Raw genomic sequence first — 23158 nt, forward strand, 5'->3', positions numbered from 1 at the left:
TCAGGAGCCCTCGTGAGCCTGCGCCGTCCGCTCGCCGCCGTCCTCGCCGTCTCGGTGCTCGCGCTCACCGGGTGCGGCGTCACCGCCACCGGCGTGCACCCGGGCCAGGCGGCCAGCATCAACGGCGAGACGATCTCGGTCGCCGAGGTCGACGACGTCGCCGGCAGCGCGTGCGCGGTGCTCCGGTCCAATCCGGAGTTCGAGGGCCAGGTGATCACCGGCACCGCGGTGCGTAATGCCGCCCAGCGCAGCCTCGCCCTGAGGACGATGGCCGACCAGGTCCTGGAGGACCTCGACCTCACCCTGCCCGCCACCGCCTCCGACGGCGCCGACGCCTATCGCTCCGCCTACGGCAGCGCCGACCCCGCCGACGTCGAGGCCGCGGAGCCCGTGTTCACCGCCGACCAGCACTTGAGCAACGTCCTGGTCGCCGTCGGCACCGACGAGGTCGGGGCCGATGCCGGCGACGACGCGATCATCACGGCCGGCGTCGAGAAGGTGCGTGCCTGGCAGGCCGACGCCGACATCGTGACCAACCCGCTGTTCGAGGCGGTCGAGATCGGCGAGACCCAGATCCTCAGCACCCGCGACGACCTCTCGGTGGCGACCAGCGAGTTCGCCGTCCAGGCGAGCACCGCCGAGACCCCGGAGGGCTTCGCCGCCGAGCTTCCGGAGTCGCAGCGCTGCGGCGGCTGACGTCCCCGTCGACCTGCCCGGTGACCTCCCGATGACCGACGAGCCGCTCCTGGAGTTCCGCGAGGTGATGCGGCGGCTGCGCGCGGAGTGCCCCTGGAAGGCCGAGCAGACGCACCGTTCGCTGGTCCGCTACCTCCTCGAGGAGGCCCACGAGACCGTCGAGGCCATCGAGTCCGGCGATCCCGACCACCTGCGCGAGGAGCTCGGCGACCTGCTGCTGCAGGTCTACCTCCACGCCGCGATCGCCGAGCAGGCCGGCGGGTTCACCATCGACGACGTCGCCCGCGACGTCAACGCCAAGATGGTCCGGCGCAACCCGCACGTCTTCGGCGACGCCGCGAGCGGCACCTCGGCCGAGATCAACGACGCCTGGCAGGCCATCAAGGCGGCCGAGAAGGACCGGGCCTCCGTCACCGAGGGCCTGCCGGCGTCGCTGCCCGCCCTGCTGTACGCCGACAAGGTCCTCGACCGCCTCGCGCGGTCGGGGCGTCCGGTCGTCCCCGAGGGGGACGGGCTCGGCGAGCGGCTGCTCGCCCTGGTCGTCGAGGCCCGCGCCGCGGGTGTCGACCCCGAGCAGGCGCTGCGCGACGTCGTACGCCGCCTCCTCCTCTGACCCCCCTCCGTTCGCCGAGTCAGCAGAAGTAGCGGGCCGAGTCAGCACCACTGATGCTGACTCGGCGCCCTGTCCAGCGCGGGCGCGGCCTGCGCGGAAGCCCGGCGGCGGAGGTCTAGGCTGGCCGGGCACCCACCCGTCTTCCTCAGGAGCAGGTCCCTTGGCATCCATCGAAGCTGTCGGCGCGCGCGAGATCCTCGACTCACGCGGCAACCCCACCGTCGAGGTCGAGGTCGTCCTCGATGACGGCTCGTTCGCCCGCGCGGCGGTCCCCAGCGGCGCCTCCACCGGCGCGTTCGAGGCGGTCGAGCTGCGCGACGGCGGCGACCGCTACCTCGGCAAGGGCGTCCAGAACGCCGTCGGCGGCGTGATCGACAAGATCGGCCCCGCGATCGAGGGCCTCGACGCCGCCGACCAGCGGCTCGTCGACCAGACGATGCTGTCGCTCGACGGCACCCCCAACAAGGCCCAGCTCGGCGCCAACGCGATCCTCGGCGTCTCGCTGGCCGTCGCCCGCGCCGCGGCCGACTCCGCGGAGCTCCCGCTCTACCGCTACGTCGGCGGCCCCAACGCCCACGTGCTGCCGGTGCCGATGATGAACATCCTCAACGGTGGGTCGCACGCCGACTCCAACGTCGACATCCAGGAGTTCATGATCGCGCCGATCGGCGCCCCGACCTTCCGCGAGGCGCTGCGCCAGGGCACGGAGGTCTACCACGCACTGAAGTCGGTGCTGAAGAAGAAGGGCCTGGCCACCGGCCTCGGCGACGAGGGCGGCTTCGCGCCCAACCTCGACTCCAACCGCGCCGCGCTCGACCTGATCGCCGAGGCGGTCAGCGCCACCGGCCTGACCCTGGGCCGCGACATCGCCCTCGCGCTCGACGTGGCCGCCAGCGAGTTCTGCGACAACGGCGCCTACGCCTTCGAGGGCGGCTCGAAGTCGGCCCAGGAGATGACGGCCTACTACGCCGAGCTCGTCGCGTCGTACCCCATCGTCTCGATCGAGGACCCCCTCGACGAGGACGACTGGGACGGCTGGAAGGCCATCACCGACCAGCTCGGCACCAAGACCCAGCTCGTCGGCGACGACCTGTTCGTCACCAACGTCGAGCGGCTGCAGCGCGGCATCACCGGCGGCCAGGCGAACGCGCTGCTGGTGAAGGTGAACCAGATCGGCTCGCTCACCGAGACCCTCGACTCCGTCGAGCTGGCGCACCGCAGCGGCTACCGCTGCATGATGAGCCACCGCTCCGGCGAGACCGAGGACACCACGATCGCCGACCTCGCCGTCGCGACGAACTGCGGCCAGATCAAGACCGGCGCCCCGGCCCGGTCCGAGCGGGTCGCGAAGTACAACCAGGTGCTCCGCATCGAGGACGAGCTCGGCGAAGCGGCGCGGTACGCCGGCGCCGGCGCGTTCCCGCGCTACCAGGGCTGAGACGCGAGGAGCACAGGACAGGGGAGCACCGGACAGATGGCCGACGACCGCCGCCCGGCTCGCGGGGCTCGCCCCCGCGGCCGCACCGGACCCGGGCGCACCCCGGGTGCCGGGCGGACCGGTCGTCAGCCGCCGCGCACGGGCGCGGCCCGGACGGCCGCGGGTGCCGGGCGGGCCCGCACCCGGCCCACCGGCCGGCTCGCGATCCTGGTCCTGGTGCTGGCCGTGCTCGTGGTGTCCTACGCCTCCTCGATGCGGGCCTTCCTCCAGCAGCGCTCGGAGATGCAGGACCTGCAGGCCGAGATCTCCCAGCGCCAGGAGCACATCGACGACCTGGCCCGCGAGAAGCGGCGCTGGGAGGACCCGGCGTACGTCGTCCAGCAGGCCCGCAAGCGGCTCGGCTACGTCATGCCCGGCGAGACGGCGTACGTCGCCCTCGACGCCGACGGTGACCCGATCGAGCCGGGCTCGACGCTCAGCGACCCGGACGAGGTCGACCCGGAGGAGCCCGAGGCGTGGTGGTCCGGCGCCTGGGGCTCGGTCGAGCTGGCGGGCAACCCGCCGAAGCCGGGGGACCCGGTGCCACTCACGGAGATCGACGGTTCGGAGGAGCAAGACCAGTGATCTCACCGAGCGACCAGGACGCGGTCGCGGCCCAGCTGGGGCGGGAGCCCCGGGGCATCCACGAGATCGGGCACCGCTGCCCCTGCGGCAACCCCGACGTGGTGACCACGCAGCCGCGGCTGCCCAACGGCACGCCGTTCCCGACGACCTTCTACCTCACCTGCCCGCGCGCGGCGTCCCGGATCGGGACCCTCGAGGGCACGGGGACGATGAAGGAGATGCAGGACCGGCTGAGCGAGGACCCGGCGCTGGCCGCGGCGTACCGCGCCGCCCACGAGCGCTACCTCGCCGCGCGGGCCGCCATCGGTTCCGAGGCCGGGCTCGATGTCCCCGAGATCGACGGCATCTCCGCCGGCGGCATGCCCGACCGGGTGAAGTGCCTGCACGTCCTCGCCGGCCAGGCGCTCGCGCAGGGCCCGGGCGTCAACCCGCTCGGTGACGAGGTGCTGGAGCTCCTGGGTCCGTGGTGGGAGGCGGGGCCGTGCGTGGACCGGTAGCCGGACCGGTCGCGGCGATCGACTGCGGCACCAACACGATCAAGCTGCTCGTCGGGGACCTTCCCGAGGTCGCCGTACGCGAGACCCGGATGGTGCGGCTGGGCCAGGGCGTCGACGCGACCGGCCGGCTCGCTGACGAGGCGCTGGTGCGGGCCTTCGCGGCCCTCGACGAGTACGCCGAGCTCGTCCGCCGGCACGACGTCCCGGTCGAGAACATCCGGTTCTGCGCGACCTCGGCCACCCGCGACGCGGCCAACGCGGCGGTGTTCGCGGCGGGCGTGCGCGAGCGGCTCGGGGTCGACCCCGAGGTGCTCAGCGGCGTGGAGGAGGCGGCGCTCTCCTTCGCGGGCGCCGTCCGGGAGCTGCGTACCCGACCGGTCGAGCCGGTGCTCGTCGTCGACATCGGGGGCGGCTCGACCGAGCTGATCCTCGGCGACACCTCGCCCCAGGTGGCCTGCTCGCTCGACATCGGCTCGGTCCGGCTGCACGAGCGGCACGTCCGCTCGGACCCGGCGTCGATGGACGAGGTGCACGCCTGCGTCCGCGACATCGACACGGCGCTGGAGTCCGCTCCGGTCGACATCGCCGCGGCGGCGTCCGTCGTCGGCGTCGCCGGCACGGTGACCACGATCGCCGCCGGGGTGCTCGGCCTCCCGGCGTACGACCGGGACGCGATCGACCAGGTACGGCTCTCCTTCGACGACGTGCACGCGATGGTGGGCCGCCTGGTCGGGATGACCGTGTCGGAGCGGCTCGAGCTGCCCTGGATGCACCCCGGGCGCGCCGACGTGATCGACGCGGGGGCGCTGATCCTCTCCCGGGTGCTGCTGCGCGCGAGCGTCGACGAGCTGGTCGTGTCCGAGGCCGACATCCTGGACGGGATCGCCTGGTCGATCGCTCGCTGATCCGGCGTTTGCGCCGAATGGCGTCGGGTCACCGGACCGCTATGAGCGATCCCGTCAGGACCCCCACGGACGAGCCGCTCGGAGCAGTCGTCCACCGGCTCTCCGAGCAGGTGCCGGAGCTCGTGCGCAGCGAGGTACGCCTCGCCCAGGCCGAACTGACCCAGAAGGGCAAGGCGGCCGGCGTCGGCCTCGGCGCGTTCGGCGCCGCCGGCGTACTGGCCCTCTACGGCCTCGGAGCGGTGTTCACCGCCGCGATCGCGGCCCTCGCGCTGGCGCTCCCGGTCTGGGCCGCGGCGCTGATCGTCGCGGCGGTGATCTTCCTGCTGGCCGGCGGCATCGCGATGTTCGGCAAGAAGGAGGTCCAGCAGGCCACGCCGGCGATGCCCGAGCGCGCGGTCGCCGGCCTCAAGGAGGACGTCGCGACCGTGAAGGGCGGGCACCAGTGATGAGCCAGACCCCAGCCGAGATCGAGGCCGACATCGCCCGGCAGCGCGAGGCGCTCGCCGGCACCGTCGACCAGCTCCAGGCCCGCCTGGACGTGAAGGCCCGCGCCAAGGCCAAGGTCGCCGAGCTCCAGGACCGCGCGACCGACGACTCCGGCAAGCCCACCCCGGCAGTGATCGGCGTCGCCGGCGGCGCCCTGCTGCTGGTCGGGGCGCTCCTGTACCGGCGCCGTTCCCACTGATCACACCACCAAGAGGAGCACCACATGAGCAAGCTGACCCTGCTGGCCGCCGCTGCCACCGGCTACGTTCTCGGCGCCCGCGCCGGACGCGAGCGCTACGAGCAGATCAAGGCCCAGGCGCAGAAGGTCGCCCGCAACCCCAAGGTCCAGGACGCCGCCCACAAGGCGCAGGACACGGCGGCCACCCAGGCCACGGCCGCGGCCGGGGTCGTGAAGGAGAAGGTCGGCGACGTCGCGTCCACGGCCGCCGACAAGGTACGACGCGACGCCTCGATCCAGCCCGCGCCCTGAGCCTGCAGCCGCACCCCGCAACCGGGGAGCTCTTCGGATCGCCGGTGCCGCCCGGTTCGGGATGGCCCGGCGATCCGGCGCGTCCGGACACCCCGCAGGCGCGCACCCCGGCCGCCGTACGACGCCTCGCCCGGGGCGTGGACCTCACGGAGGTCGACGCCCGGGTGAGTGTCTGCCGGGCCTGCCCCCGGCTGGTCCGCTGGCGCGAGGACGTGGCGGTGGCCAAGCGGGCGTCGTACGCCGATGAGCCGTACTGGGGTCGGCCGATCCCCGGCTGGGGCGACCCCGCGGCCCGGGTGCTCGTCGTCGGGCTGGCACCCGCCGCGCACGGCGGCAACCGCACCGGCCGGATCTTCACCGGGGACCGCTCGGGGGACTGGCTCGTCGCCGGTCTGCACCGGGTCGGGCTGGCGACCCGGGGGACCAGCCAGCACGCGGCCGACGGTCTCGAGCTGGTCGGGACCCGGATGGTGGCGACCGTCCGGTGCGCCCCGCCGCTGAACAGGCCCACCACCGCCGAGCGGGACACCTGTGCGCCGTGGATCGAGGCCGAGGTCGGACTGCTCGCCGGGACGGTCCGGGTGGCGGTCGCGCTCGGGTCGATCGGCTGGGACGCGACGCTGCGCACCTTCCGCTCGCTCGGCTGGGAGGTGCCGCGGCCCAAGCCGCGGTTCGGGCACGGGGCCGAGGCGCTGCTGCGCTCGCCTGGGGTAGGTCCGGCGCACGACGTGCTGCTGCTCGGCTGCTACCACCCCAGCCAGCAGAACACCTTCACCGGCCGGCTCACCGAGGCGATGCTGGACGACGTACTCGGTCGCGCGGCGTCCGCTGCGAGAATGGCGCCGTGACCACCCTGCACGCCATCACCGTCCTCGGGCACGACCGGCCCGGCATCATCGCCCAGACCACGGGGGTGCTCGCCGACCTCGGGCTCAATCTCGAGGACTCGACGATGACCCTGCTGCGCGGGCACTTCGCGATGACGCTGGTCTGCGCCGGCGACGTGCCCGCCGACGAGGTGCGTACGGCGCTCGCGCCGCTGACCGCCGACGGCACCCTGACCGTCACGGTCCGCGAGATCCCGCCGGAGGCCGCGCCGGCGACGGAGGGCAGCTCCTGGGTGCTCACCGTGCACGGCGGCGACCGGCCGGGCATCGTCTCCGCAGTGGTCGGCGAGGTCGCGGCCGTCGGCGGCAACATCACCGACCTCACCACCCGGCTGGCCGGTGACCTCTACCTGCTGATCGCCGAGATCGACCTGCCGGCCGACACCGACGTCGAGTCCGTCGCCACCGCGATCCGGGCGGCTGCCGCCGCCCTCGGAGTGGGGGCGACGCTGCGCCCGGCGGAGGCCGACGAGCTGTGAGTGGCTCCGACGACGAGCTGGTCTCGGCCTGGACGGAGACCGGCCTCCGCGTCGAGGGCCGGGTCCTCGACGTGGTGCGAGCGCCCCGCCCCGTGCTGTCCACCCTCGGCGAGGTCGTCGACCCGGCCGCGCCGGCCACCGTCCAGCTGGCCGCCGACCTGGTGGCCACCATGCGGGTCAGCCCCGGCTGCGTGGGCCTGGCCGCCCCGCAGGTCGGCGTCTCGGCCCGCGTCTTCTGCGTCGACGTGTCCGCGCACCCCAAGGCCCGGACCCACCACGGCACCTTCGTCCTGTGCAACGCGGAGGTGGTCGAGGCGAGCCGCAACGAGAAGGCCCGCGAGGGCTGCATGAGCGTCCCCGACCTCACCGGTGACGTGAAGCGCGCGACGCGGGTCGTCGTACGCGGCCGGCTCCCCGGCACGGGGCAGGAGGTCGTCATCACCACGGACGCCTTCGAGGCCCGCGCCCTCCAGCACGAGATCGACCACTGCTCGGGTCTGCTCTTCCTCGACCGGGCCGCCGGGGCGCACGCCATCCACCCGCGCAAGACCTACTTGTAGCCTCAGCCGGACGTCATGCGAACCGAGCCTCCGCTGGTTCGCAACGCATGACGTCCGCCGGCCCCCGTATCCCAACCGGTAGAGGAAGCCGCCTTAAAAGCGGCGTGGTGTGGGTTCGAGTCCCACCGGGGGCACATGACCGATGCGCAGCTGCCCTTCAGCAAGCCGACCCTCGAGGACGTGCTGTCCGACATGAAGGTCCGGTACGACGCCGACCCGGTCGCCGCCGTACGCAGCCAGGGCTTCATCAAGATGCTGCACAAGTACGTCGCCGACGGGCTGCGCGACCGGCTCACCGACGACGCCCGGCGGCAGGGGATCGTGGTCAAGGAGGAGGTCCGGGTCTTCGGCTCGCACAAGCCGAAGGACGTCGACGTGGCGGTGGTGCACCCGGACAACGGGATCCTGCTGAGCGTCGGCGTGCGCAGCCAGATGACCTCGATCGGCAACAACGTCCTGGAGTACTACCAGGGCATCATCGGCGAGTGCATCAGCCTGCAGGACCGGTTCCCGATGGCGGTCTACGGCTACGTCTACCTGCACCCGCTGCTGAGCAAGAAGTGGGGCACGGTCAAGGGGGAGAAGGTGCTGCGCGCCGAGCACCCCGACCACCCGCGCTACGCCCGGATGTACGCAGCGGTCACCGGTCGCGACGGCAAGGCGTACAAGGACCTGCGTGGCATCTACGACCAGTTCGCCTACCTGGTCGTCGACTTCGACCAGGTCCCGCTGCCCGGCATCCGCGACGAGGTGGTGCAGGCCGGGGTGTCGCTGGACAAGGCCGACCTGCGGATCGAGACGTTCGTCGAACGGCTGATCACGACCTTCACCGAGCGCAACATCTGGCTCGACGTCTTCGAGCCCGCGATCAGCTGACCGGCGGGCGCGCGGTGCGCCAGGCCTCGAGCGTGGCGATGCCGTCCTGGACCAGCCGGACGCCGTCGGTCCCGATCCGGCCGGCCAGCGCGTGGTCGCCGGCCCGGTAGGCGCCGTCGAGGTCGCCGCGGGCGAGCGCCTCCGCGGCGACGGGCAGCACCGAGGTCGGGACGGTGCCCGGCACCGGCACCCGGACGTTGCCGGCCTCGGTCGGCACCAGCACGAACACGCCGCCACCGAGTGAGTGCACCTCCAGCTCGGCGTGCAGCAGGGTGAGCGAGGTGTACCAGCCGGCGGCGAAGGACGCGGCAGGCTGGGAGCCGTCCACGCTGTGCGGGCCGTCGGTGCGCAGGTAGCCGCACAGCAGGCTGTTGGAGGCGACGTGGCCGCCGTCGTTGACCATCAGGATCGGCCGCTGGGAGAACACCGAGAGGACCAGGTCGGGCACCTTCACCCCCGGCACCGAGAACCACGGCGAGCGGACCCGGCACTTGTAGCGCCGGTGCACGCCGAGCCGGCGGCCGCGGCGCTCGTACCGCTCCTCGGCGGGCGTCAGCTCGGCACCGGGCAGCCACAGCTGTGACTGCGCGGCCGCGTCGAGGCCGGAGGTGTAGAGGCCACCGCCGCGCAGTCGTCGGGCGTTGGTGAGCGCCGGGCGGAGGCTGGTGACGGGCAGGCCCGCGCCGGGACCGGGATGGAAGTAGTCCTTGTCGCCGGAGACGTAGCCGATGTTGAACGTCGCGAGCTCGCGGGCCGGGACGGTCAGCGACCGGGTCTGCTCCAGCACGTCGAGCACCCCCGGCGGCAGCAGTGCCTCCTGGAAGGCGCGGTCGCCGGCGACGACCCGCTCGATCGGCACGGCGGTGGAGATCTCGGGCGTGTCGGCGACCAGGTCGGCGACGGTGCGGTGCGCCTCGAACGCGACGTGGTCGGTGCGGCCGCCCTTGCCGTCGGCGAGCAGCAGCAGGACGTCCTGGCTGATGTCGGGGAAGAGCCGCTCGCGGACGCGCACGACCCGCAGCGAGGAGAAGGTCCCGCCCAGGTGGCGCCACAGCGGCCGGGCGTAGCGGACGTAGGTGAAGTCCCAGGGCAGCACCAGCGCGAGCCGGCCGCCCGGGCGCAGGAACCGCGCGGCGCGGGACACGAACGGCATCCACACGCTGCCGCTGGTCGCCATCTGCTCGCCCACGTCGACGCGGCTGGCGTCGAGGGCCGAGCGGGCCTGGTCGTCGGGCAGCGCGCGGAGTCGGACGTACGGCGGGTTCCCGATCGCGGCGTCGACGCTCCGGACCGGGGTGGTGAGGAAGTCGCCCAGGGCTAGCTCGTCGGCGCCGACCAGGCCGCGGCCGGCCATCTCGGCGGCCGTGCGCGGGTTCAGCTCGGAGGCGACGAAGGACGGCCGGCTCCACCCGCGGGCGGCGGCGACCTCGTGGGCCGCGGCGAGGAACGAGCCGTCGCCGATGCTCGGCTCCAGCAGCACCTCGCCCTCGTGGCGCATGGCCCAGGACGCGAGGTAGTGGGCGGCGTCGGTGGGCGTGTAGAACGCGCCGTACGCCTTCCGCTCGTCGAGGAGCATGCCGGTCGAGAGAGCCTCCGACACGCTCACCTCCGCCGACGTCGCTGCCACGTTGCTGATCCCATCATGTGTCACGGACGCCCGTCGTCCGGGGGCGACGGGCCGAGCGGGTCTGACCCTGCCAGGGCCCGCCGACAATCGCGGGGAGGACTTGCGTTCAGGTGGACCTGAAGCGGCAGTCTTGTCCCATGACTGAGGAGCAGATGTTCACCCAGCAGTTCTGGGACGAGAGGTACGCCGGCTCCGACCGGATCTGGTCGGGCAACCCCAATCGCCGCCTGGTCGAGCAGGTCGCGGGTCTGCGGCCGGGCACCGCCCTGGACGTCGGCTGCGGCGAGGGCGCCGACGTGGTCTGGCTGGCGCGGCACGGCTGGCAGGCCGTCGGGGTGGACGTCTCGCAGGTCGCCCTCGATCGCGCCGCCGAGCACGCCGAGCAGAACGGCGTCGCCCGGCACTGCAGTTGGCAGCGGGTGGACCTGCTCGCCGGCGACCCGCTGCCGAGCGCGGACCTGGTCTCGGTGCACTTCCTGCACCTGCCCGACCCGGCGTTCGCGCAGACGTACGCCGCCGCAGCGGCCGCCGTACGACCCGGCGGCACCCTGCTCGTCTCGGCCCACCACCCCGCCGACATCGGCACCGGCCTGCGCAACGATCGGCTCGCCCACCTGCTCTTCGGCCCGGAGAAGGTGACCGCGCTGCTCGACCCCGCCGACTGGGACGTGCAGGTCGCCGACGCGCCCACCCGTGAGGAGACCCGCGACGGCCGGACCGCGACCGTGACCGACACCGTGGTGCGGGCGGTCCGCCGGGCGTAGCCGCACCTGTCCGCAGGCGGTTGTCGATCCGCGCGACGGGGAGGAGAGTGGTCCTTATTCGGCTCCTGGACAGGGAACGCACGGCCCGCACCGTGCGTTGTGTCCAGTGAGGTCACTAGGCTGACCCCGTATCGGTGTCCCGTCAGAGCGACGGGCGCCCCCCGGCCTCCAAGGAGGAGACCATGCAGAGCAACAACCCGGTGTTCCGCCGCTCGGAGGAGTTCTCCCGCTCCGGCGCGAACGCCTACGGCAACCAGACGTACGCCGGGAACGGAGCCAACTACCAGGGCTACGGTTCCGACCCGTCCACGTGGGGCACGGGCGAGCCCGGCTCCGTCGAGACCCCCGCGCGCTCCGGCGCGCCGATGACGATCGACTCGGTCGTCCAGAAGACCGGCATCTCCATCGGCGTCGTGATCGTCGCGGCGATGGCGACCTGGATCCTGACGCCCGAGATCACCCCCGCCTCGAACGCCGACGACCTCAGCCCGCTGATCGCGGCGCTGACGATCGGCAGCCTCGGCGCGTTCGCGCTGTCGATGGTCAACTCGTTCAAGCGGGTGATCAGCCCCGGCCTCGTGATCGGGTTCGCCCTCCTGGAGGGTGTCGCGCTCGGTGCGCTGAGCAAGCTGTTCAACGTCCAGTTCGGTGAGGGCGTCGTCCAGGGCGCGGTGATCGGCACCTTCGCGGCCTTCGCCGGCACGCTCGCGGCGTACAAGATCCTCAACATCAAGGTCGGCGCCAAGTTCCGCACCTTCGTGGTGGCGGCCATGTTCGGCATGGTCGCGCTCAGCCTGATGGAGCTCGTGCTCAGCATGTTCGGCCAGAGCATCGGCCTGTTCGGCTTCGGCGGCCTCGGCATGCTGACCGCCATCGCCGGCCTGGTGCTCGGCGTGTTCATGCTGATCCTCGACTTCGACTTCGTCGAGCAGGGCGTCGCCAACCAGATCCCCGAGCGGGAGTCGTGGCGCGCGGCGTTCGCGATGACCGTGAGCCTGGTCTGGATCTACACCAACCTGCTGCGCCTGCTGGCGATCTTCAGCCAGGACTGACGCAGCACCGCTTCACCACGAGGGGCCCCGGGCGATCCGCCCGGGGCCCCTCGGCTTGTCCCGGGGTGCGCCTGAAACCCGACCCGCCTCAGCCCTGCAGCCAGGCCAGCACGGCGAGGACCCGGCGGTTGTCGTCGGTGTCGGGAGGCAGGTCGAGCTTGGTGAAGATGCTGGTGGTGTGTTTGCCGACGGCCTTTTCCGACAGGAAGAGGCGGGCCGCGACGGCGGCGTTGGAGCGCCCCTCGGCCATCAGCGTCAGCACCTCCCGCTCGCGCGGGGTGAGTCGCGCCAGGGGCCGGTCGCGCCCGGCGGCGCTGACCAGCGCGGCGACCACCTCGGGATCCAGCACCGTGCCGCCGCCGGCGACCTGGCGCACGGCGCCGACGAAGCCGTCGACGTCGGCGACCCGGTCCTTCAGCAGGTAGCCCACCGCGCCCTCGCCGCCGGCCAGCAGGTCGCGGGCGTAGAGCGACTCGACGTACTGGCTCAGCACCAGGACGGGCAGCCCCGGCCGGGCCGCGCGCGCCTCGACCGCGGCGAGCAGGCCCTCGTTCGTGTACGACGGGGGCATCCGCACGTCGACGACCGCGACGTCGAAGTCGTCGCGCGCCAGCGCGCGGGCGAGCGCGGCGGCGTTGTCGACGGCCTCGACGACGCGGATGCCGCAGGTCTCCAGGATCCGGGTCAGCCCGACCCGCAGCAGCGCCTGGTCCTCGGCGAGCACGGCCCTCAGGTCGTCCGGCACGGCACCTCCATCGTCACCACGGTGGGTCCGCCCGAGGGGCTGAGCACCGTCATCGTGCCGTCGAAGGCGGCGAGCCGCCGGCCCACCCCGCCGAGACCGGAGGAGGTGGGATCGGCGCCGCCGCGGCCGTCGTCGCCGACGACAAGGCGCAGCCTTCCGTCGCGGTGCTCGCCGGTGATCCAGGCGCGAGCGGCGCCGGAGTGCTTCACGGTGTTGGCCAGGCACTCGGCGACGGCGAAGTACGCCGCCGACTCGACCGGCGCCGGGAGCCCGGCCGGCAGCTGGAGCCGGAGGGTGACCGGGATCGGGAACGGCAGCGCGAGCGCCTCGAGCGCCCCGGCGAGCCCGCGGTCGGCGAGCACCGGCGGATGGATGCCGCGGACCACCGAGCGCAGGTCCTCCAGCGCCGAGACCGTGGTCTCGCGCGCCTCGCGGAGCAGCTCGGCGGCGGCCGCGGGGTCGGAGACGAGCAGCTTCTCGGCGAGACCGACGTTCATGCCGACGGCCGCGATCCGGGCCTGGGCGCCGTCGTGCAGGTCGCGCTCGATCCGGCGCACCTCGGCCGCGGAGTGGTCCAGGGTCTCGGCCCGGGTCTCCTCGACCTGCTCGACCCGGCGCTCGAGGTCAGCGACCCGCGAGTGGCCGAGCAGTCCGCGCTCGGTCCGCGCCCGGGCGCGGACCAGCGGCGGGGTGACGACCCACCAGACGAGCGGGCAGACCGAGCTGATGACGAGGGTCAGCAGCCAGATCAGGCTGCCGTCGATGATCAGGCCGCCGAGGTGGACGAACGGGGTGACGAGCAGCAGCGCGGGCACCCCCGACAGCACGAACCCTCCGGTGCCGGAGAAGGCGAGGAAGCCGAAGTCGCGCCAGCGGTTCCCGTCGCGCAGCCAGACCGGCGGCCGGCTGAGGAACCCGCGGTCTGCGGTGGCGGCGTACGACGCCTCGACCTGCTCGCCCAGCAGCGCGCTGCTGAGCCGGCGGTGCAGCCGGGCCAGCACCTCGGTCGCGGGGACGACGGCGTTCGCGAGGACGAAGCCGACCCCCAGCGGGCCGAGCGCGACCGACAGCAGGGTGAGGATGGCGAGGATCAACGCCGGAAAGCCGAGGAAGAACGTCCCCGCCGCGACCAGGGTCAGCCGCAGCCGGTCGACGAGGCCGCGCTCGTCGACCGGCCCGGGCCGGATGCTGGTGATCGCGGGGAGCTTCATCGCGAGCGAGTCTGTCACCGTACGACCGCAGTCGGGGCCACTCGGGCGACCGCGCCGCGGGCCGCAGCCAGGGTGAGGGCGACGACGCCGAGCACCACCAGCGGCGGCAGCCACAGCTGGCCGTCGGGGAGCACACCCTCGTCGCGCGCGATGCCGAACGGCACCACCGTGGCGAGTGCCGCGATCGTCCCGAGTACGACGCCGACGGCTGCCACGATGCCGGCCTCGACCAGGATCGAGCGCTCGACCTGACGCGGCGTCGCCCCCAGCAGCCAGAGCCGGTGCAGCTCCGTCCGTCGGTGACTGACCACCGCGGCGAAGGCGTTGACCACCATGATCGCCGCGAACAGCGAGATCATCCCGACCACGACGTTGTTGAGCAGGTTGATCGTGTCGGCCTCCGGATTGACGTAGCCGAAGTCGTCGATGGTCCGGCCGTCGGTGCCGACCAGCATCAGGACCCCGGTCGTCGTCGCGGTCAGCACGATCACCGGCGCGAGCACGCCGGCGAGCAGGTGCGACCTGCGGGAGGTGGTCGACGCCGCCAGCTGGCCGGTCGGGCCGCGGAGCAGGGCCGCCGGGCGTGCGAGCCACCGCAGCAGCAGCGGGGCCAGCAGGGCGAGCCCCACCGCGACCAGGATGGAGGCGGAGCCGGAGGTCGCCATCGCGGTCATCGGGTCCTCCGAGTCGGCGCTGATCGTCACGGTGACGACGCCCATGCCGATGCCGTAGCCGATCAGGACGACGGCGGCGAGCACCCGGTACCACCGCATCCCGCCGGTCTCGGTCGTGCTGTCCCGGATCACCACCGCGGCCGGGGCACGGGTGGCGCGGCGCCCGGCGACGGCCGCCGCGAGCAGGCTGGTCCCGACCACCACCAGCGCGGTCACGCCCAGGGAGAGCGGTCCGGCGTCGTACGCGACGTCGTCGGCGACCAGCGGACCGGTCAACAGGGCGAGCAGGGCCCGACCGCCGACGGCGGCGAGCAGGGCGCCGAGCAGCGCGCCGACGGTGGCGACCACGAGGACCTCGCGGCCGATGAGCCGCCGGGCCTGTCGTGGGGTCGCGCCGATGGTGCGCAGCAGCCCGATCTCGGCGACCCGCTGCCGCACGGTGATCCCGAGCGTGGAGGCCACGGAGAACAGCACGATGAGCGTGCCCCACGCCCCGACCACCACGGCCATGGTGCCGAGGGCCTCGGCGTCGGAGGTGGAGACCTCGGCTCCGCGGGAGGTCTCCAGGAGGGTGGCGAAGGAGCCCATCAGGGCGGTGCCGAGCAGCACGGTCAGGAAGGTCGCCGCCGAGGCGGGTGCCCGGTGGCGCAGCGAGCGCAGGGCGAGGGCGGTCATCACGCCACCAGCTCGTCGAGATGGGCCAGCTGGCCGGCGACGGCGTCCGCGGTCGGTGCGTCCATGTGGCCCGCCACTCGGCCGTCGACGAGGAACACGACGCGGTCGGCGTACGACGCCGCCACCGGGTCGTGGGTGACCATCACGACCGTCTGGCGCAGGTCCCGCACGCAGGAGCGGAGCAGGTCGAGAACGTCGGCGGCGGTACGCGAGTCGAGCGCGCCCGTCGGCTCGTCCGCCAGTACGACGGCGGGGTCGGTGAGCAGCGCCCGGGCGATGGCGACCCGCTGCTGCTGGCCGCCGGAGAGTGCGCTCGGGAGATGGCCGGCGCGGTCGGCCAGTCCGACCCGCTCCAGCAGCTCGGCCACCCGGGCCCGGTCGGGGCGGCCGCCGGCGAGGCGCTGGGGGAGCCCGACGTTCTGCTCGGCGGTGAGGTAGGGCATCAGGTGGAAGCCCTGGAAGACGAAGCCGACCTGCTCGCGCCGGAAGCGGGTGCGGTCGTCCTCGTCCCAGCCGGTGATGTCGCGACCGGCCACGACGACCCGACCGCCGCTCGGGCGCTCCAAGCCGGCCGCGCAGGTCAGCAGGGTCGACTTGCCGGAGCCGGAGGGGCCCATCACGGCGGTGAAGGTGCCCCGCTCGAAGGTGAGGTCGACGCCGGCGAGGGCGCGTACGGCGGCGGCCCCCGCGCCGTAGGTGTGCACGAGGTCGTGGACCTCGAGGGCGGGCGGGTGCTGGTTCATCGGGAGCTCCTGGGTGGGATCGGTTCGGTGATCCCGACGCTAGGAGCGTGCGACGGCGGTCTCGATGGTGCTGGACCGCCAGGAGGGGTGGGTCTAGGCCTACCCTTCCGCGTGCTCGAGCTCGTCCGGCTGGTCGCCGGATCGTTCTCCGGGGTGTTCTCCGGGCTGCTGGTCGGACTCCTCGGGCGACTCGCCCTCGGTCTGCGGCCGGTGGCGGCGGTGTCGCAGCTCGACCCACAGGCCGCGGACGCCGAGCCGGTTGCCGCCGACCTCGGTACCGTCGAGCTCGGTGCCGGGGGTGTTCACGGCGCGTACGGCGGCGGCGCTGATCGGCATGATCGCCTCGCCGCGGAGGCCCTCCAGGTGCTCCTCGTCGTCGGGGATCACCCCGAGCGCAGCCAGTGCCGAGGGCAGCAGGATGCCCGCCGCTGCGCGGTAGCCCTGGGCAGACGGGTGGAACTGGTCCGGCCCGAAGAGGATCGCCGGTGCCGCCGCGAACTCCGGGCCCAGGATGGAGCCGATGGAGACGGTCCGCCCGCCCTCCTCGATGACGCCGATGGTCTGGCCGGCCGCGAGCCGGCGGGACCAGGCGCGGGCGACCTGCTTCAGCGGCGGGGCGATCGGCTTGATCGTGCCGAGGTCGGGGCAGGTGCCGACGACGACCTCGATGCCGGTCCCGCGCAGTCGCCGGACGGCCTCCTGGAGATAGCGCACCGAGGCGGAGGGGGCCACGGTGTGGGTGACGTCGTTGCCGCCGATCAGGATGATCGCGATGTCCGGCTCGATCGGCAGCGCGCGGTCGACCTGCTCGGCCAGGTCGGAGGACTTGGCGCCCACGACGGCGAAGTCGCGCAGGTAGACGCGGCGGTCGGCGTGCTCGGCGATCCCGCTGGCCAGCATCGCCCCGGGCGTCTGCTCGACCCGCTCGACGCCGTAGCCTGCGGCACTGGAGTCACCGAGCACGACCAGCTTGATCGCGGGGCCGGGGCGCCCGCGGCCGTACCAGCCGGTGGGGTCGGGGACCGAGTCCTTGCGGATGGTGCCGATGGTCCGGCGGGCCAGCCGCGCCTCGGCGGTCAGGACGCCGTACAGCGCTCCGCCGAGCACGGAGAGGCCGCCTCCGCCGTACGCGGCAGCGGAGGCGAGCTTGCGTGCTGCTCCCGCTTTGCCCACGGCACGAGTCTACGGAGGGCTACTGACGAGTCACCGCGACGGGCCCCACACCGAGAGGTTTGCCGTGGGGCGGTGGTTCGGCCCTATGTTGAGAGGGTGCAGTACGCCAACTCGCTCCTGGACCTGATCGGCAACACCCCGCTGCTGCGGCTCTCGCGGTCGCTCGACGCGCTCGCGGGCGCCGAGGGTCCGCTGGTGCTGGCCAAGATCGAGTACCTCAATCCCGGCGGCTCCGTGAAGGACCGGATCGCCACCCGGATGATCGAGGCCGCCGAGGCGTCCGGGGCGCTGCAGCCGGGCGGCACGATCGTCGAGCCGACGTCCGGCAACACCGGCGTCGGGCTCGCGATGGTCGCCCAGGCCAAGGGCTACAAGTGCATCTTCGTGTGCCCCGACAAGGTCAGCGAGGACAAGCGCAACGTCCTGAAGGCGTACGGCGCCGAGGTCGTCGTCTGCCCGACCGCGGTCGAACCCGAGCACCCCGACTCCTACTACAACGTCAGCGACCGGCTCGCCTCGCAGCCCGGTGCCTGGAAGCCCGACCAGTACTCCAACCCGCACAACCCGCGCTCGCACTACGAGACCACCGGGCCCGAGATCTGGGCGCAGACCGACGGGCGGATCACGCACTTCGTCACCGGCATGGGCACCGGCGGCACGATCAGCGGCGTGGGGCGCTACCTGAAGGAGCAGAACCCCGAGATCAAGGTGGTCGGCGCCGACCCGGAGGGCTCGGTCTACTCCGGTGGCAGCGGGCGGCCGTACCTCGTGGAGGGCGTGGGGGAGGACTTCTGGCCCGAGGCCTACGACCGCGACATCGCCGACCGGGTCATCGAGGTCTCCGACGCCGACTCCTTCGCCTACACCCGGCGGCTGGCCCGCGAGGAGGCGCTGCTGGTGGGCGGGTCCTCGGGGATGGCGGCGTACGCCGCGAAGCAGCTCGCCGAGGAGCTCGCCGCCGAGGGCCGCACCGACGCCGTGATCGTGGTGCTGCTGCCCGACTCCGGCCGCGGCTACCTCGGCAAGATCTTCAACGACGGGTGGCTCGCGCAGTACGGCTTCCCCAGCGGCCACGCCCCCGCCGTCCGCACCGTCGGCGAGGTGCTGCGCGGCAAGGACGGTCGGCTGCCCGACCTCGTGCACACCCACCCCGGCGAGACCATCGCGGAGGCGGTCGCGATCCTGCAGGAGTACGGCGTCTCGCAGATGCCCGTCGTCCGCGCCGAGCCGCCGGTCGTGGCCGCCGAGGTCGTCGGCTCGGTCTCCGACCGGGCGCTGCTCGACTCGCTGTACGCCGGCTCCGCCAAGCTGGCCGACCCGGTCTCCGACCACATGTCGGCCCCGCTCCCGACCATCGGGTCCGGCGAGGACGCCTCGGCCGCCGTCGCCCTCCTCGAGACCGCCGACGCGGTGCTCGTCCACGAGGACGGCAAGCCCGTCGGCGTCCTCACCCGCCAGGACCTCCTCGGATTTCTCGCCGGCACCTGACACCCACGCTGGTTGAGGTACACCGCCCGCGCCAGACGCTGGTTGAGGTGTGACGAGCGCTGGCGAGGAGCCTCGAAACCCGGTGAGTCGAGCGTCGGCGTCGGGTGCGGGGGGGCTGGGGTACGACGCCCGCGCCGGACGCTGGTTGAGCTGTGACGAGGTACGACGCCCGCCCCTGACGCTGGTTGAGGTGTGACGAGCGCTAGCGAGGAGCCTCGAAACCCGGTGAGCCGAGCGTCGGCATCGATCGGGTGATCAGCCGCCCTGCTCGCGCAGCCGCCGCTGCACGGACGCCCTCCGCGACAGGTCGGGGAGCGCGTCGTACTCACCTCGGATCAGCGCCTCGCGCTTGCGGCGGCTCCAGCCCTGGATGTGCTTCTCGAAGGCGTAGGCCTGCTCGATGGAGTCGAACCACGCGCTCCACACGAGCTGCACCGGACGGCGACGGCGGGTGTACGCCGCGCCTTCATCGGGACTGTGGTTGTGCTGCCACAACCGCGCGTCCAGGTCCCAGGTGCTGCCGGCGTAGAAGGTCTCGTCGGCACAGCGGAGGAGGTAGGTGAAGGGCATGAGCGAGCCTCGCCCGGGGCTGCGTGAGTCGCAACCGCGCGATCGTGCGGCTGTGGACAGGAGTCGGTCGGTGATGACGGCTGCTGGTCGGCGTACGGGGCTTCGAGGCTCACCCGCTAGCGCGGCTTCGCGCCTCAACCAGCGTTGGTTGACGTTGGTTGAGGTGTGACGAGCGTCAGCGAGGAGCCTCGAAACCCGGTGTGTCGAGGGGCGGCGTCGGTCGAGGCCGAATCCACTGCCAGTCACTGGGACTGGTCGTCCAGGAGGACTCGGCCCGGGGGAGGATGACTATCCTCAACACGCGTTTCAATCGGCAGCTCTCAGGAGGCGACGGATGACGGCGACACCCGCGGTCGAGGGATGGTTCACGACGGGGCCCGAGCCTGCGCTGGTGGGGTCGCGGTGCACGACCTGCACCACGGTGTACTTCCCGCCGCTGACCGCCGGGGCGTACTGCCGCAACCCGGCCTGTGACGGCGAGGAGTTCGCCGAGACCGAGCTGTCGCGGCGCGGTCGGGTGTGGTCCTACACCGACGCGCAGTACCAGCCGCCGCCGCCGTACGTGCCCGTCACCGACCCGTTCGAGCCGTTCGCCCTCGCGGCGGTCGAGCTGGCCGAGGGGCTGACGGTGCTGGGCCAGGTCGCGGCCGGTTACGGCGTCGCGGACCTGAAGGTGGGCGCCGAGGTCGAGCTGGTGGTCGAGACGCTGTACGCCGACGACAGCGGCGACCGCAGCATCTGGCGTTGGAAGCCCGTCGTCGAGTTGGGCCAGGAGGCCGACCAGTGAGCACGAACGCAGTCGCCGTCCTCGGGGTGGGCATGCACCCGTGGGGCAAGTGGGGCAAGAACTTCGTCACCTACGGCGTGCACGCCGCCCGCGCCGCGCTCGCCGACGCCGGGGTCGCGTGGAGCGACGTCGACTTCATCGTGGGCGGCGAGACCGTCCGCAACGGCTACGGCGGGTACGTCGCCGGCGCGACGTTCGCCCAGGCGCTCGGCTGGAACGGCGCGCGGGTCGCGACGTCGTACGCCGCCTGCGCCACCGGCGCCCAGGCCCTCGACACCGCCCGCGCCCGGATCCTCGCGGGGCTGTGCGACGTGGCGCTCGTCGTCGGTGCGGACACCACCCCGAAGGGCTTCCTCGCCCCGAACGCCGGCGAGCGGTGGGACGACCCGGACTGGCTGCGGTTCCGGCTGCTCGGGATGACCAACCCGGCCTACTTCGCGCTCTACGCCCGCCGCCGCATGGACCTGTACGGCGCCACGCAGGAGGACTTCGCGCAGGTCAAGGTGAAGAACGCCCGCCACGGCCTGGAGAACCCGAACGCGCGGTACCGCAAGGAGGTCACCGTCGAGAACGTCATGTCGAGCGCGGTCGTGAGCGACCCGCTGCACCTGCTCGACATCTGCGCGACCTCCGACGGTGCGGCCGCGGTGGTCCTGACCAGCGCCGACTACGCCGCACGCCACGGCCTGGACTCGTCGGTGCGGGTCGCCGCCGTCTCGACCGTCACCCCGACCTTCCCGAACACCGTGATGGACATGCCCAACCTGTCCACCGACTCCAGTGCGGCCACCGGCGACCCCGAGCGGACCTTCAAGGAGTCGATCGCGTTCGCCGCCTACGAGGAGGCCGGCATCAGCCCCGAGGACGTCGACGTGGCCGAGGTCTACGACCTGTCGACCGCGCTGGAGCTGGACTGGATCGAGGACCTCGGGCTGTGCAAGCGCGGCGAGGCCGAGCAGCTGCTCCGCGCCGGCGACACGACCATCGGCGGGCGGATCCCGGTCAACCCCTCGGGTGGGCTGGCCTGCTTCGGCGAGGCCGTCCCCGCCCAGGCGCTGGCCCAGGTGTGCGAGCTCACCTGGCAGCTGCGCGGTCAGGCGACCGGCCGTCAGGTCGAGGGTGCGCGGGTCGGCATCACCGCCAACCAGGGTCTCTTCGGCCACGGCTCGGCGGTCATCCTCAGCGTCTGAGGACGGTGCGGCTCACCCCGCGGCGGGCGCCGGCAGCACCATGAGGATCAGGTCGGCCTCGGCGGCGGGCAGCCAGTCCGGCCGCTGGCGCGCGACCTCGACCCATCCGCGCCGGCGGTAGACCTCGACCGCCCGCGAGTGGCGGGGTACGACGTCGAGCACCGGGACCCGCCCGCGCGCGCGGATCCAGTCCACCGCCGTGTCGAGCAGGCGGGCACCGACGCCTTCGCCCCGGACCTCGTCGGCGACGAAGAGCACCGAGACCGCGGCCAGCTTCCCCTCGGTCCGGAAGGCCGAGGGGTCGGCCACCCGCGCGACGGTGACGTGCCCGACGACCTCACCGTCGACCTCGGCCACCCACGCGGCCTCCTCGGTGTCGCGGACGACGAACTGCTCGACCGGGAACGGCAGCGGCCACCGCAACGGGTAGTGCGACCCCGCCTGCTGCCGCGCGAGGAGGTCCACCAGCGCCGGCAGGTCCGCGGCCGTCCGGGTGCGGACCGTCGTCACGACGGACCGTCCGTCGGGGTCTCGGCGACGTAGACCCAGCGGCCGGCCCGGCGCTCGAACAGCGAGCGCTCGTGCTGCTCGCCGGGCACGCCGCCGCGCTCGTAGGCGGCGACGAACTCCACCCAGTCCTCGCCCGCGCCGAGGATCCGCAGCCCGGTCCAGGTGAGGGTCGGGTCCGGCTCGAGGTCGGTCGGGCGGGTCCGCGGGTGCCAGGTGCGGAAGACGTGATCGAGGTCGCCGACGGCGTACGCCGAGTACCGCGAGCGCATCAGCTCCTCGGCGCTGGCCGCCTGGGCGGACCCTCGGTGCAGGCGGCCGCAGCAGCCGTCGTACGTCGTGTCGGAGCCGCACGGGCAGGGTCGCTGGAGCTGCATGACGGCGACGCTATCGGTCGAGGACCAAGGTCCGGTCTCGTGGAGGCCGACCGCCTCTGACGGGCGGATTCCGCCGACGGCACAATGGGGCCATGGAGACTTTTACCAGCATCAGCGCCGTTCCTGCCGGCACCGTCGTCGTCGGTGTCGACGGATCGGAGGGCGCCGAGCGTGCCGTGCGGTGGGCCGCCACCGAGGCGGGCCTGAGTCAGCGACCGCTCGTCCTCGTGCACGCCTGGACCCTGCAGGGCGGGAACTGGCTGGACCAGGCCGGCATCGACCACCGCGCCGTCGCGACCGCGATCCAGGACGAGGCCGCCGAGCTGCTGAACACGGTCCGCGACGAGGTGCTCGCCGTACGGCCCGGGCTCGAGGTGCACCGGCTGTTGGTGGAGGCCGACGCGCGCGAGGCGTTCGAGGAGCTGTCCCGCACGGCGACCATGATCGTCGTCGGGTCCCGCGGCCGCGGACCGGTCCGCAGCCTGCTGCTCGGGTCGGTGAGCGTGGCCGTGTCCCGGCAGTCGCACTGCCCGGTCGTGGTGGTGCGGCCCGGCGCCGAGGAGGCGACCGGCGGCATCCTGGTCGGGGTCGACGGCACCCCGGCGTCGCAGCCGGCCCTGGAGCTGGCCTTCCGCGAGGCCTCGCTGCGGGGGCTGCCGCTCACGGTCGTGCACTGCTTCTGGGACGCGCAGTCCGCGACCCTCCCGGCCCACCGGGTCCCCGCCGACGGCATGGCCGCGTACGCCGACCTCGAGCTGATGATCGCGGAGTCGATGAGCGGGCTGCGGGAGAAGTACCCCGACGTAGAGGTCGAGCGTGCGCTGTGGCGCGGGCTGGTCGACGAGGCGCTCGTCGCGGCCTCCCGTGGACGCGACCTCACGGTGATCGGTCTGCGCCGCACCACCGCGCTGCGCAGCCTGATCCGGGTGCCCGTCGCACCGACCGTCGTGGAGCGTGCCGACGGCGCGGTGGCCGTCGTGCCGCACGACGCCGAAACGGACGCGTAACCCATCGGTTGAGATGC

28 protein-coding genes and 1 tRNA gene are annotated in these 23158 nt (G+C 73.2%); 20 read left to right on the forward strand and 9 right to left on the reverse strand.

What is annotated here, in order from left to right; translation table 11 throughout:
• Positions 1 to 12: 12 nt before the first annotated feature.
• The 14 genes from MUB56_RS09990 to MUB56_RS10055 all read left to right on the forward strand — a co-directional run bounded on the left by MUB56_RS09990 (position 13) and on the right by MUB56_RS10055 (position 8551).
• On the forward strand, positions 13 to 696 hold the full coding sequence (locus MUB56_RS09990; protein ID WP_244931750.1) for a hypothetical protein: 684 nt from the start codon (positions 13 to 15) through the stop codon (positions 694 to 696).
• 31 nt (positions 697 to 727) lie between these two features.
• The gene (locus tag MUB56_RS09995) at positions 728 to 1309 is read left to right on the forward strand and encodes a MazG family protein (protein WP_244931751.1); all 582 of its coding nucleotides are present in this window, start codon (positions 728 to 730) and stop codon (positions 1307 to 1309) included.
• Between the two features lie 160 nt (positions 1310 to 1469).
• On the forward strand, positions 1470 to 2747 hold the full coding sequence (eno, locus tag MUB56_RS10000) for a phosphopyruvate hydratase (RefSeq protein WP_244931752.1): 1278 nt from the start codon (positions 1470 to 1472) through the stop codon (positions 2745 to 2747).
• Between the two features lie 36 nt (positions 2748 to 2783).
• On the forward strand, positions 2784 to 3371 hold the full coding sequence (locus MUB56_RS25905; protein ID WP_280637391.1) for a septum formation initiator family protein: 588 nt from the start codon (positions 2784 to 2786) through the stop codon (positions 3369 to 3371).
• On the forward strand, positions 3368 to 3868 hold the full coding sequence (locus MUB56_RS10010; RefSeq protein WP_244931753.1) for a DUF501 domain-containing protein: 501 nt from the start codon (positions 3368 to 3370) through the stop codon (positions 3866 to 3868). Before MUB56_RS25905 ends, MUB56_RS10010 begins: the two co-directional genes overlap by 4 nt.
• A complete protein-coding gene (locus MUB56_RS10015; RefSeq protein WP_244931754.1) occupies positions 3853 to 4773 on the forward strand; it encodes an exopolyphosphatase in 921 nt (306 codons plus the stop codon). The genes MUB56_RS10010 and MUB56_RS10015 overlap by 16 nt, the downstream gene beginning before the upstream one ends.
• A 41-nt stretch (positions 4774 to 4814) precedes the next feature.
• Positions 4815 to 5219 carry a phage holin family protein gene (locus MUB56_RS10020; protein ID WP_244931755.1) on the forward strand — a complete coding sequence of 135 codons (405 nt, stop codon included), beginning with the start codon at positions 4815 to 4817 and terminating at the stop codon, positions 5217 to 5219.
• The gene (locus MUB56_RS10025; RefSeq protein WP_244931756.1) at positions 5219 to 5458 is read left to right on the forward strand and encodes a DUF3618 domain-containing protein; all 240 of its coding nucleotides are present in this window, start codon (positions 5219 to 5221) and stop codon (positions 5456 to 5458) included. The genes MUB56_RS10020 and MUB56_RS10025 overlap by 1 nt, the downstream gene beginning before the upstream one ends.
• Before the next feature lie 24 nt (positions 5459 to 5482).
• Positions 5483 to 5749: a hypothetical protein gene (locus tag MUB56_RS10030; RefSeq protein WP_244931757.1), complete on the forward strand. Its 267-nt coding sequence runs from the start codon at positions 5483 to 5485 to the stop codon at positions 5747 to 5749.
• A 44-nt stretch (positions 5750 to 5793) separates the two neighbouring features.
• Positions 5794 to 6597, forward strand: a complete 804-nt coding sequence (locus MUB56_RS10035) for a uracil-DNA glycosylase (protein WP_280637392.1) — start codon at positions 5794 to 5796, stop codon at positions 6595 to 6597.
• Positions 6594 to 7115: an ACT domain-containing protein gene (locus MUB56_RS10040; protein WP_244931758.1), complete on the forward strand. Its 522-nt coding sequence runs from the start codon at positions 6594 to 6596 to the stop codon at positions 7113 to 7115. Before MUB56_RS10035 ends, MUB56_RS10040 begins: the two co-directional genes overlap by 4 nt.
• A complete protein-coding gene (locus tag MUB56_RS10045) occupies positions 7112 to 7675 on the forward strand; it encodes a peptide deformylase (RefSeq protein ID WP_244931759.1) in 564 nt (187 codons plus the stop codon). The genes MUB56_RS10040 and MUB56_RS10045 overlap by 4 nt, the downstream gene beginning before the upstream one ends.
• A gap of 60 nt (positions 7676 to 7735) precedes the next feature.
• Positions 7736 to 7809: transfer RNA gene (locus MUB56_RS10050), tRNA-Leu, on the forward strand.
• A gap of 1 nt (position 7810) precedes the next feature.
• A complete protein-coding gene (locus MUB56_RS10055) occupies positions 7811 to 8551 on the forward strand; it encodes a hypothetical protein (RefSeq protein WP_244931760.1) in 741 nt (246 codons plus the stop codon).
• Here MUB56_RS10055 and MUB56_RS10060 read toward each other — a convergent pair.
• Positions 8544 to 10151, reverse strand: coding sequence for an N-6 DNA methylase (locus tag MUB56_RS10060; protein WP_244931761.1), 1608 nt, complete (start codon positions 10149 to 10151; stop codon positions 8544 to 8546). The two genes, MUB56_RS10055 and MUB56_RS10060, sit on opposite strands and share 8 nt — an antisense overlap.
• A 164-nt stretch (positions 10152 to 10315) precedes the next feature.
• Here MUB56_RS10060 and MUB56_RS10065 point away from each other — a divergent pair, with 164 nt between their 5' ends.
• Both MUB56_RS10065 and MUB56_RS10070 read left to right on the forward strand, forming a co-directional pair.
• Complete coding sequence (locus MUB56_RS10065) at positions 10316 to 10942, forward strand: class I SAM-dependent methyltransferase (RefSeq protein WP_244931762.1); 627 nt, start codon at positions 10316 to 10318, stop codon at positions 10940 to 10942.
• Positions 10943 to 11124: 182 nt separating this feature from the next.
• A complete protein-coding gene (locus tag MUB56_RS10070) occupies positions 11125 to 11994 on the forward strand; it encodes a Bax inhibitor-1/YccA family protein (protein WP_244931763.1) in 870 nt (289 codons plus the stop codon).
• A gap of 88 nt (positions 11995 to 12082) precedes the next feature.
• On the opposite strand, the gene MUB56_RS10075 is transcribed toward MUB56_RS10070, so the two are convergent.
• From MUB56_RS10075 to MUB56_RS10095, 5 genes are all read right to left on the reverse strand, one after another.
• Positions 12083 to 12727, reverse strand: a complete 645-nt coding sequence (locus MUB56_RS10075) for a response regulator transcription factor (RefSeq protein ID WP_244932379.1) — start codon at positions 12725 to 12727, stop codon at positions 12083 to 12085.
• Positions 12724 to 13950 (reverse strand): histidine kinase, encoded by a 1227-nt coding sequence (locus MUB56_RS10080; protein WP_244931764.1) that lies wholly within the window; start codon positions 13948 to 13950, stop codon positions 12724 to 12726. Before MUB56_RS10080 ends, MUB56_RS10075 begins: the two co-directional genes overlap by 4 nt.
• Positions 13951 to 13964: 14 nt before the next feature.
• Positions 13965 to 15299 carry an ABC transporter permease gene (locus tag MUB56_RS10085; RefSeq protein ID WP_244932380.1) on the reverse strand — a complete coding sequence of 445 codons (1335 nt, stop codon included), beginning with the start codon at positions 15297 to 15299 and terminating at the stop codon, positions 13965 to 13967.
• Complete coding sequence (locus MUB56_RS10090; RefSeq protein ID WP_244931765.1) at positions 15299 to 16042, reverse strand: ABC transporter ATP-binding protein; 744 nt, start codon at positions 16040 to 16042, stop codon at positions 15299 to 15301. The genes MUB56_RS10085 and MUB56_RS10090 overlap by 1 nt, the downstream gene beginning before the upstream one ends.
• 99 nt (positions 16043 to 16141) lie before the next feature.
• Positions 16142 to 17215, reverse strand: coding sequence for an SGNH/GDSL hydrolase family protein (locus tag MUB56_RS10095; RefSeq protein ID WP_244931766.1), 1074 nt, complete (start codon positions 17213 to 17215; stop codon positions 16142 to 16144).
• 96 nt (positions 17216 to 17311) lie between these two features.
• On the opposite strand from MUB56_RS10095, the gene MUB56_RS10100 reads away from it, so the two are divergent.
• A complete protein-coding gene (locus MUB56_RS10100) occupies positions 17312 to 18703 on the forward strand; it encodes a cystathionine beta-synthase (protein ID WP_244931767.1) in 1392 nt (463 codons plus the stop codon).
• A 255-nt stretch (positions 18704 to 18958) separates the two neighbouring features.
• Here MUB56_RS10100 and MUB56_RS10105 read toward each other — a convergent pair whose 3' ends face one another.
• A complete protein-coding gene (locus MUB56_RS10105) occupies positions 18959 to 19273 on the reverse strand; it encodes a GIY-YIG nuclease family protein (protein ID WP_244931768.1) in 315 nt (104 codons plus the stop codon).
• 334 nt (positions 19274 to 19607) lie between these two features.
• Between MUB56_RS10105 and MUB56_RS10110 the strand changes: the two genes are divergently transcribed.
• On the forward strand, positions 19608 to 20060 hold the full coding sequence (locus tag MUB56_RS10110) for an OB-fold domain-containing protein (RefSeq protein WP_244931769.1): 453 nt from the start codon (positions 19608 to 19610) through the stop codon (positions 20058 to 20060).
• Positions 20057 to 21250: a lipid-transfer protein gene (locus tag MUB56_RS10115; protein ID WP_244931770.1), complete on the forward strand. Its 1194-nt coding sequence runs from the start codon at positions 20057 to 20059 to the stop codon at positions 21248 to 21250. The genes MUB56_RS10110 and MUB56_RS10115 overlap by 4 nt, the downstream gene beginning before the upstream one ends.
• A gap of 12 nt (positions 21251 to 21262) precedes the next feature.
• Here the strand turns inward: MUB56_RS10115 and MUB56_RS10120 are convergent, their stop codons facing one another.
• Entirely contained in the window at positions 21263 to 21760 is a 498-nt protein-coding gene (locus MUB56_RS10120) for a GNAT family N-acetyltransferase (RefSeq protein WP_244931771.1), read from the reverse strand.
• Positions 21757 to 22134 carry a YchJ family metal-binding protein gene (locus tag MUB56_RS10125; RefSeq protein WP_244931772.1) on the reverse strand — a complete coding sequence of 126 codons (378 nt, stop codon included), beginning with the start codon at positions 22132 to 22134 and terminating at the stop codon, positions 21757 to 21759. The genes MUB56_RS10120 and MUB56_RS10125 overlap by 4 nt, the downstream gene beginning before the upstream one ends.
• 92 nt (positions 22135 to 22226) lie before the next feature.
• Here MUB56_RS10125 and MUB56_RS10130 point away from each other — a divergent pair, with 92 nt between their 5' ends.
• Positions 22227 to 23141 carry a universal stress protein gene (locus MUB56_RS10130; protein ID WP_244931773.1) on the forward strand — a complete coding sequence of 305 codons (915 nt, stop codon included), beginning with the start codon at positions 22227 to 22229 and terminating at the stop codon, positions 23139 to 23141.
• Positions 23142 to 23158 lie beyond the last annotated feature (17 nt).

Source organism: Nocardioides sp. W7 (assembly GCF_022919075.1).
Lineage (GTDB): Bacteria > Actinomycetota > Actinomycetes > Propionibacteriales > Nocardioidaceae > Nocardioides.

What these genes read in the sequence shown, in the direction of transcription:
- MUB56_RS10020 (WP_244931755.1), top strand. Translation starts at nt 4,815, where the DNA reads ATGAGCGATCCCGTCAGGACCCCCACGGACGAGCCGCTCGGAGCAGTC.
- MUB56_RS10130 (WP_244931773.1), top strand. Translation starts at nt 22,227, where the DNA reads ATGGAGACTTTTACCAGCATCAGCGCCGTTCCTGCCGGCACCGTCGTC.
- MUB56_RS10105 (WP_244931768.1), bottom strand. Translation starts at nt 19,273, where the DNA reads ATGCCCTTCACCTACCTCCTCCGCTGTGCCGACGAGACCTTCTACGCC.
- MUB56_RS10025 (WP_244931756.1), top strand. Translation starts at nt 5,219, where the DNA reads ATGAGCCAGACCCCAGCCGAGATCGAGGCCGACATCGCCCGGCAGCGC.
- MUB56_RS10090 (WP_244931765.1), bottom strand. Translation starts at nt 16,042, where the DNA reads ATGAACCAGCACCCGCCCGCCCTCGAGGTCCACGACCTCGTGCACACC.
- MUB56_RS10085 (WP_244932380.1), bottom strand. Translation starts at nt 15,299, where the DNA reads ATGACCGCCCTCGCCCTGCGCTCGCTGCGCCACCGGGCACCCGCCTCG.
- MUB56_RS10065 (WP_244931762.1), top strand. Translation starts at nt 10,316, where the DNA reads ATGACTGAGGAGCAGATGTTCACCCAGCAGTTCTGGGACGAGAGGTAC.
- MUB56_RS10030 (WP_244931757.1), top strand. Translation starts at nt 5,483, where the DNA reads ATGAGCAAGCTGACCCTGCTGGCCGCCGCTGCCACCGGCTACGTTCTC.
- MUB56_RS09995 (WP_244931751.1), top strand. Translation starts at nt 728, where the DNA reads ATGACCGACGAGCCGCTCCTGGAGTTCCGCGAGGTGATGCGGCGGCTG.
- MUB56_RS10125 (WP_244931772.1), bottom strand. Translation starts at nt 22,134, where the DNA reads ATGCAGCTCCAGCGACCCTGCCCGTGCGGCTCCGACACGACGTACGAC.
- MUB56_RS10080 (WP_244931764.1), bottom strand. Translation starts at nt 13,950, where the DNA reads ATGAAGCTCCCCGCGATCACCAGCATCCGGCCCGGGCCGGTCGACGAG.
- MUB56_RS10055 (WP_244931760.1), top strand. Translation starts at nt 7,811, where the DNA reads ATGACCGATGCGCAGCTGCCCTTCAGCAAGCCGACCCTCGAGGACGTG.
- MUB56_RS10070 (WP_244931763.1), top strand. Translation starts at nt 11,125, where the DNA reads ATGCAGAGCAACAACCCGGTGTTCCGCCGCTCGGAGGAGTTCTCCCGC.
- MUB56_RS25905 (WP_280637391.1), top strand. Translation starts at nt 2,784, where the DNA reads ATGGCCGACGACCGCCGCCCGGCTCGCGGGGCTCGCCCCCGCGGCCGC.
- MUB56_RS10110 (WP_244931769.1), top strand. Translation starts at nt 19,608, where the DNA reads ATGACGGCGACACCCGCGGTCGAGGGATGGTTCACGACGGGGCCCGAG.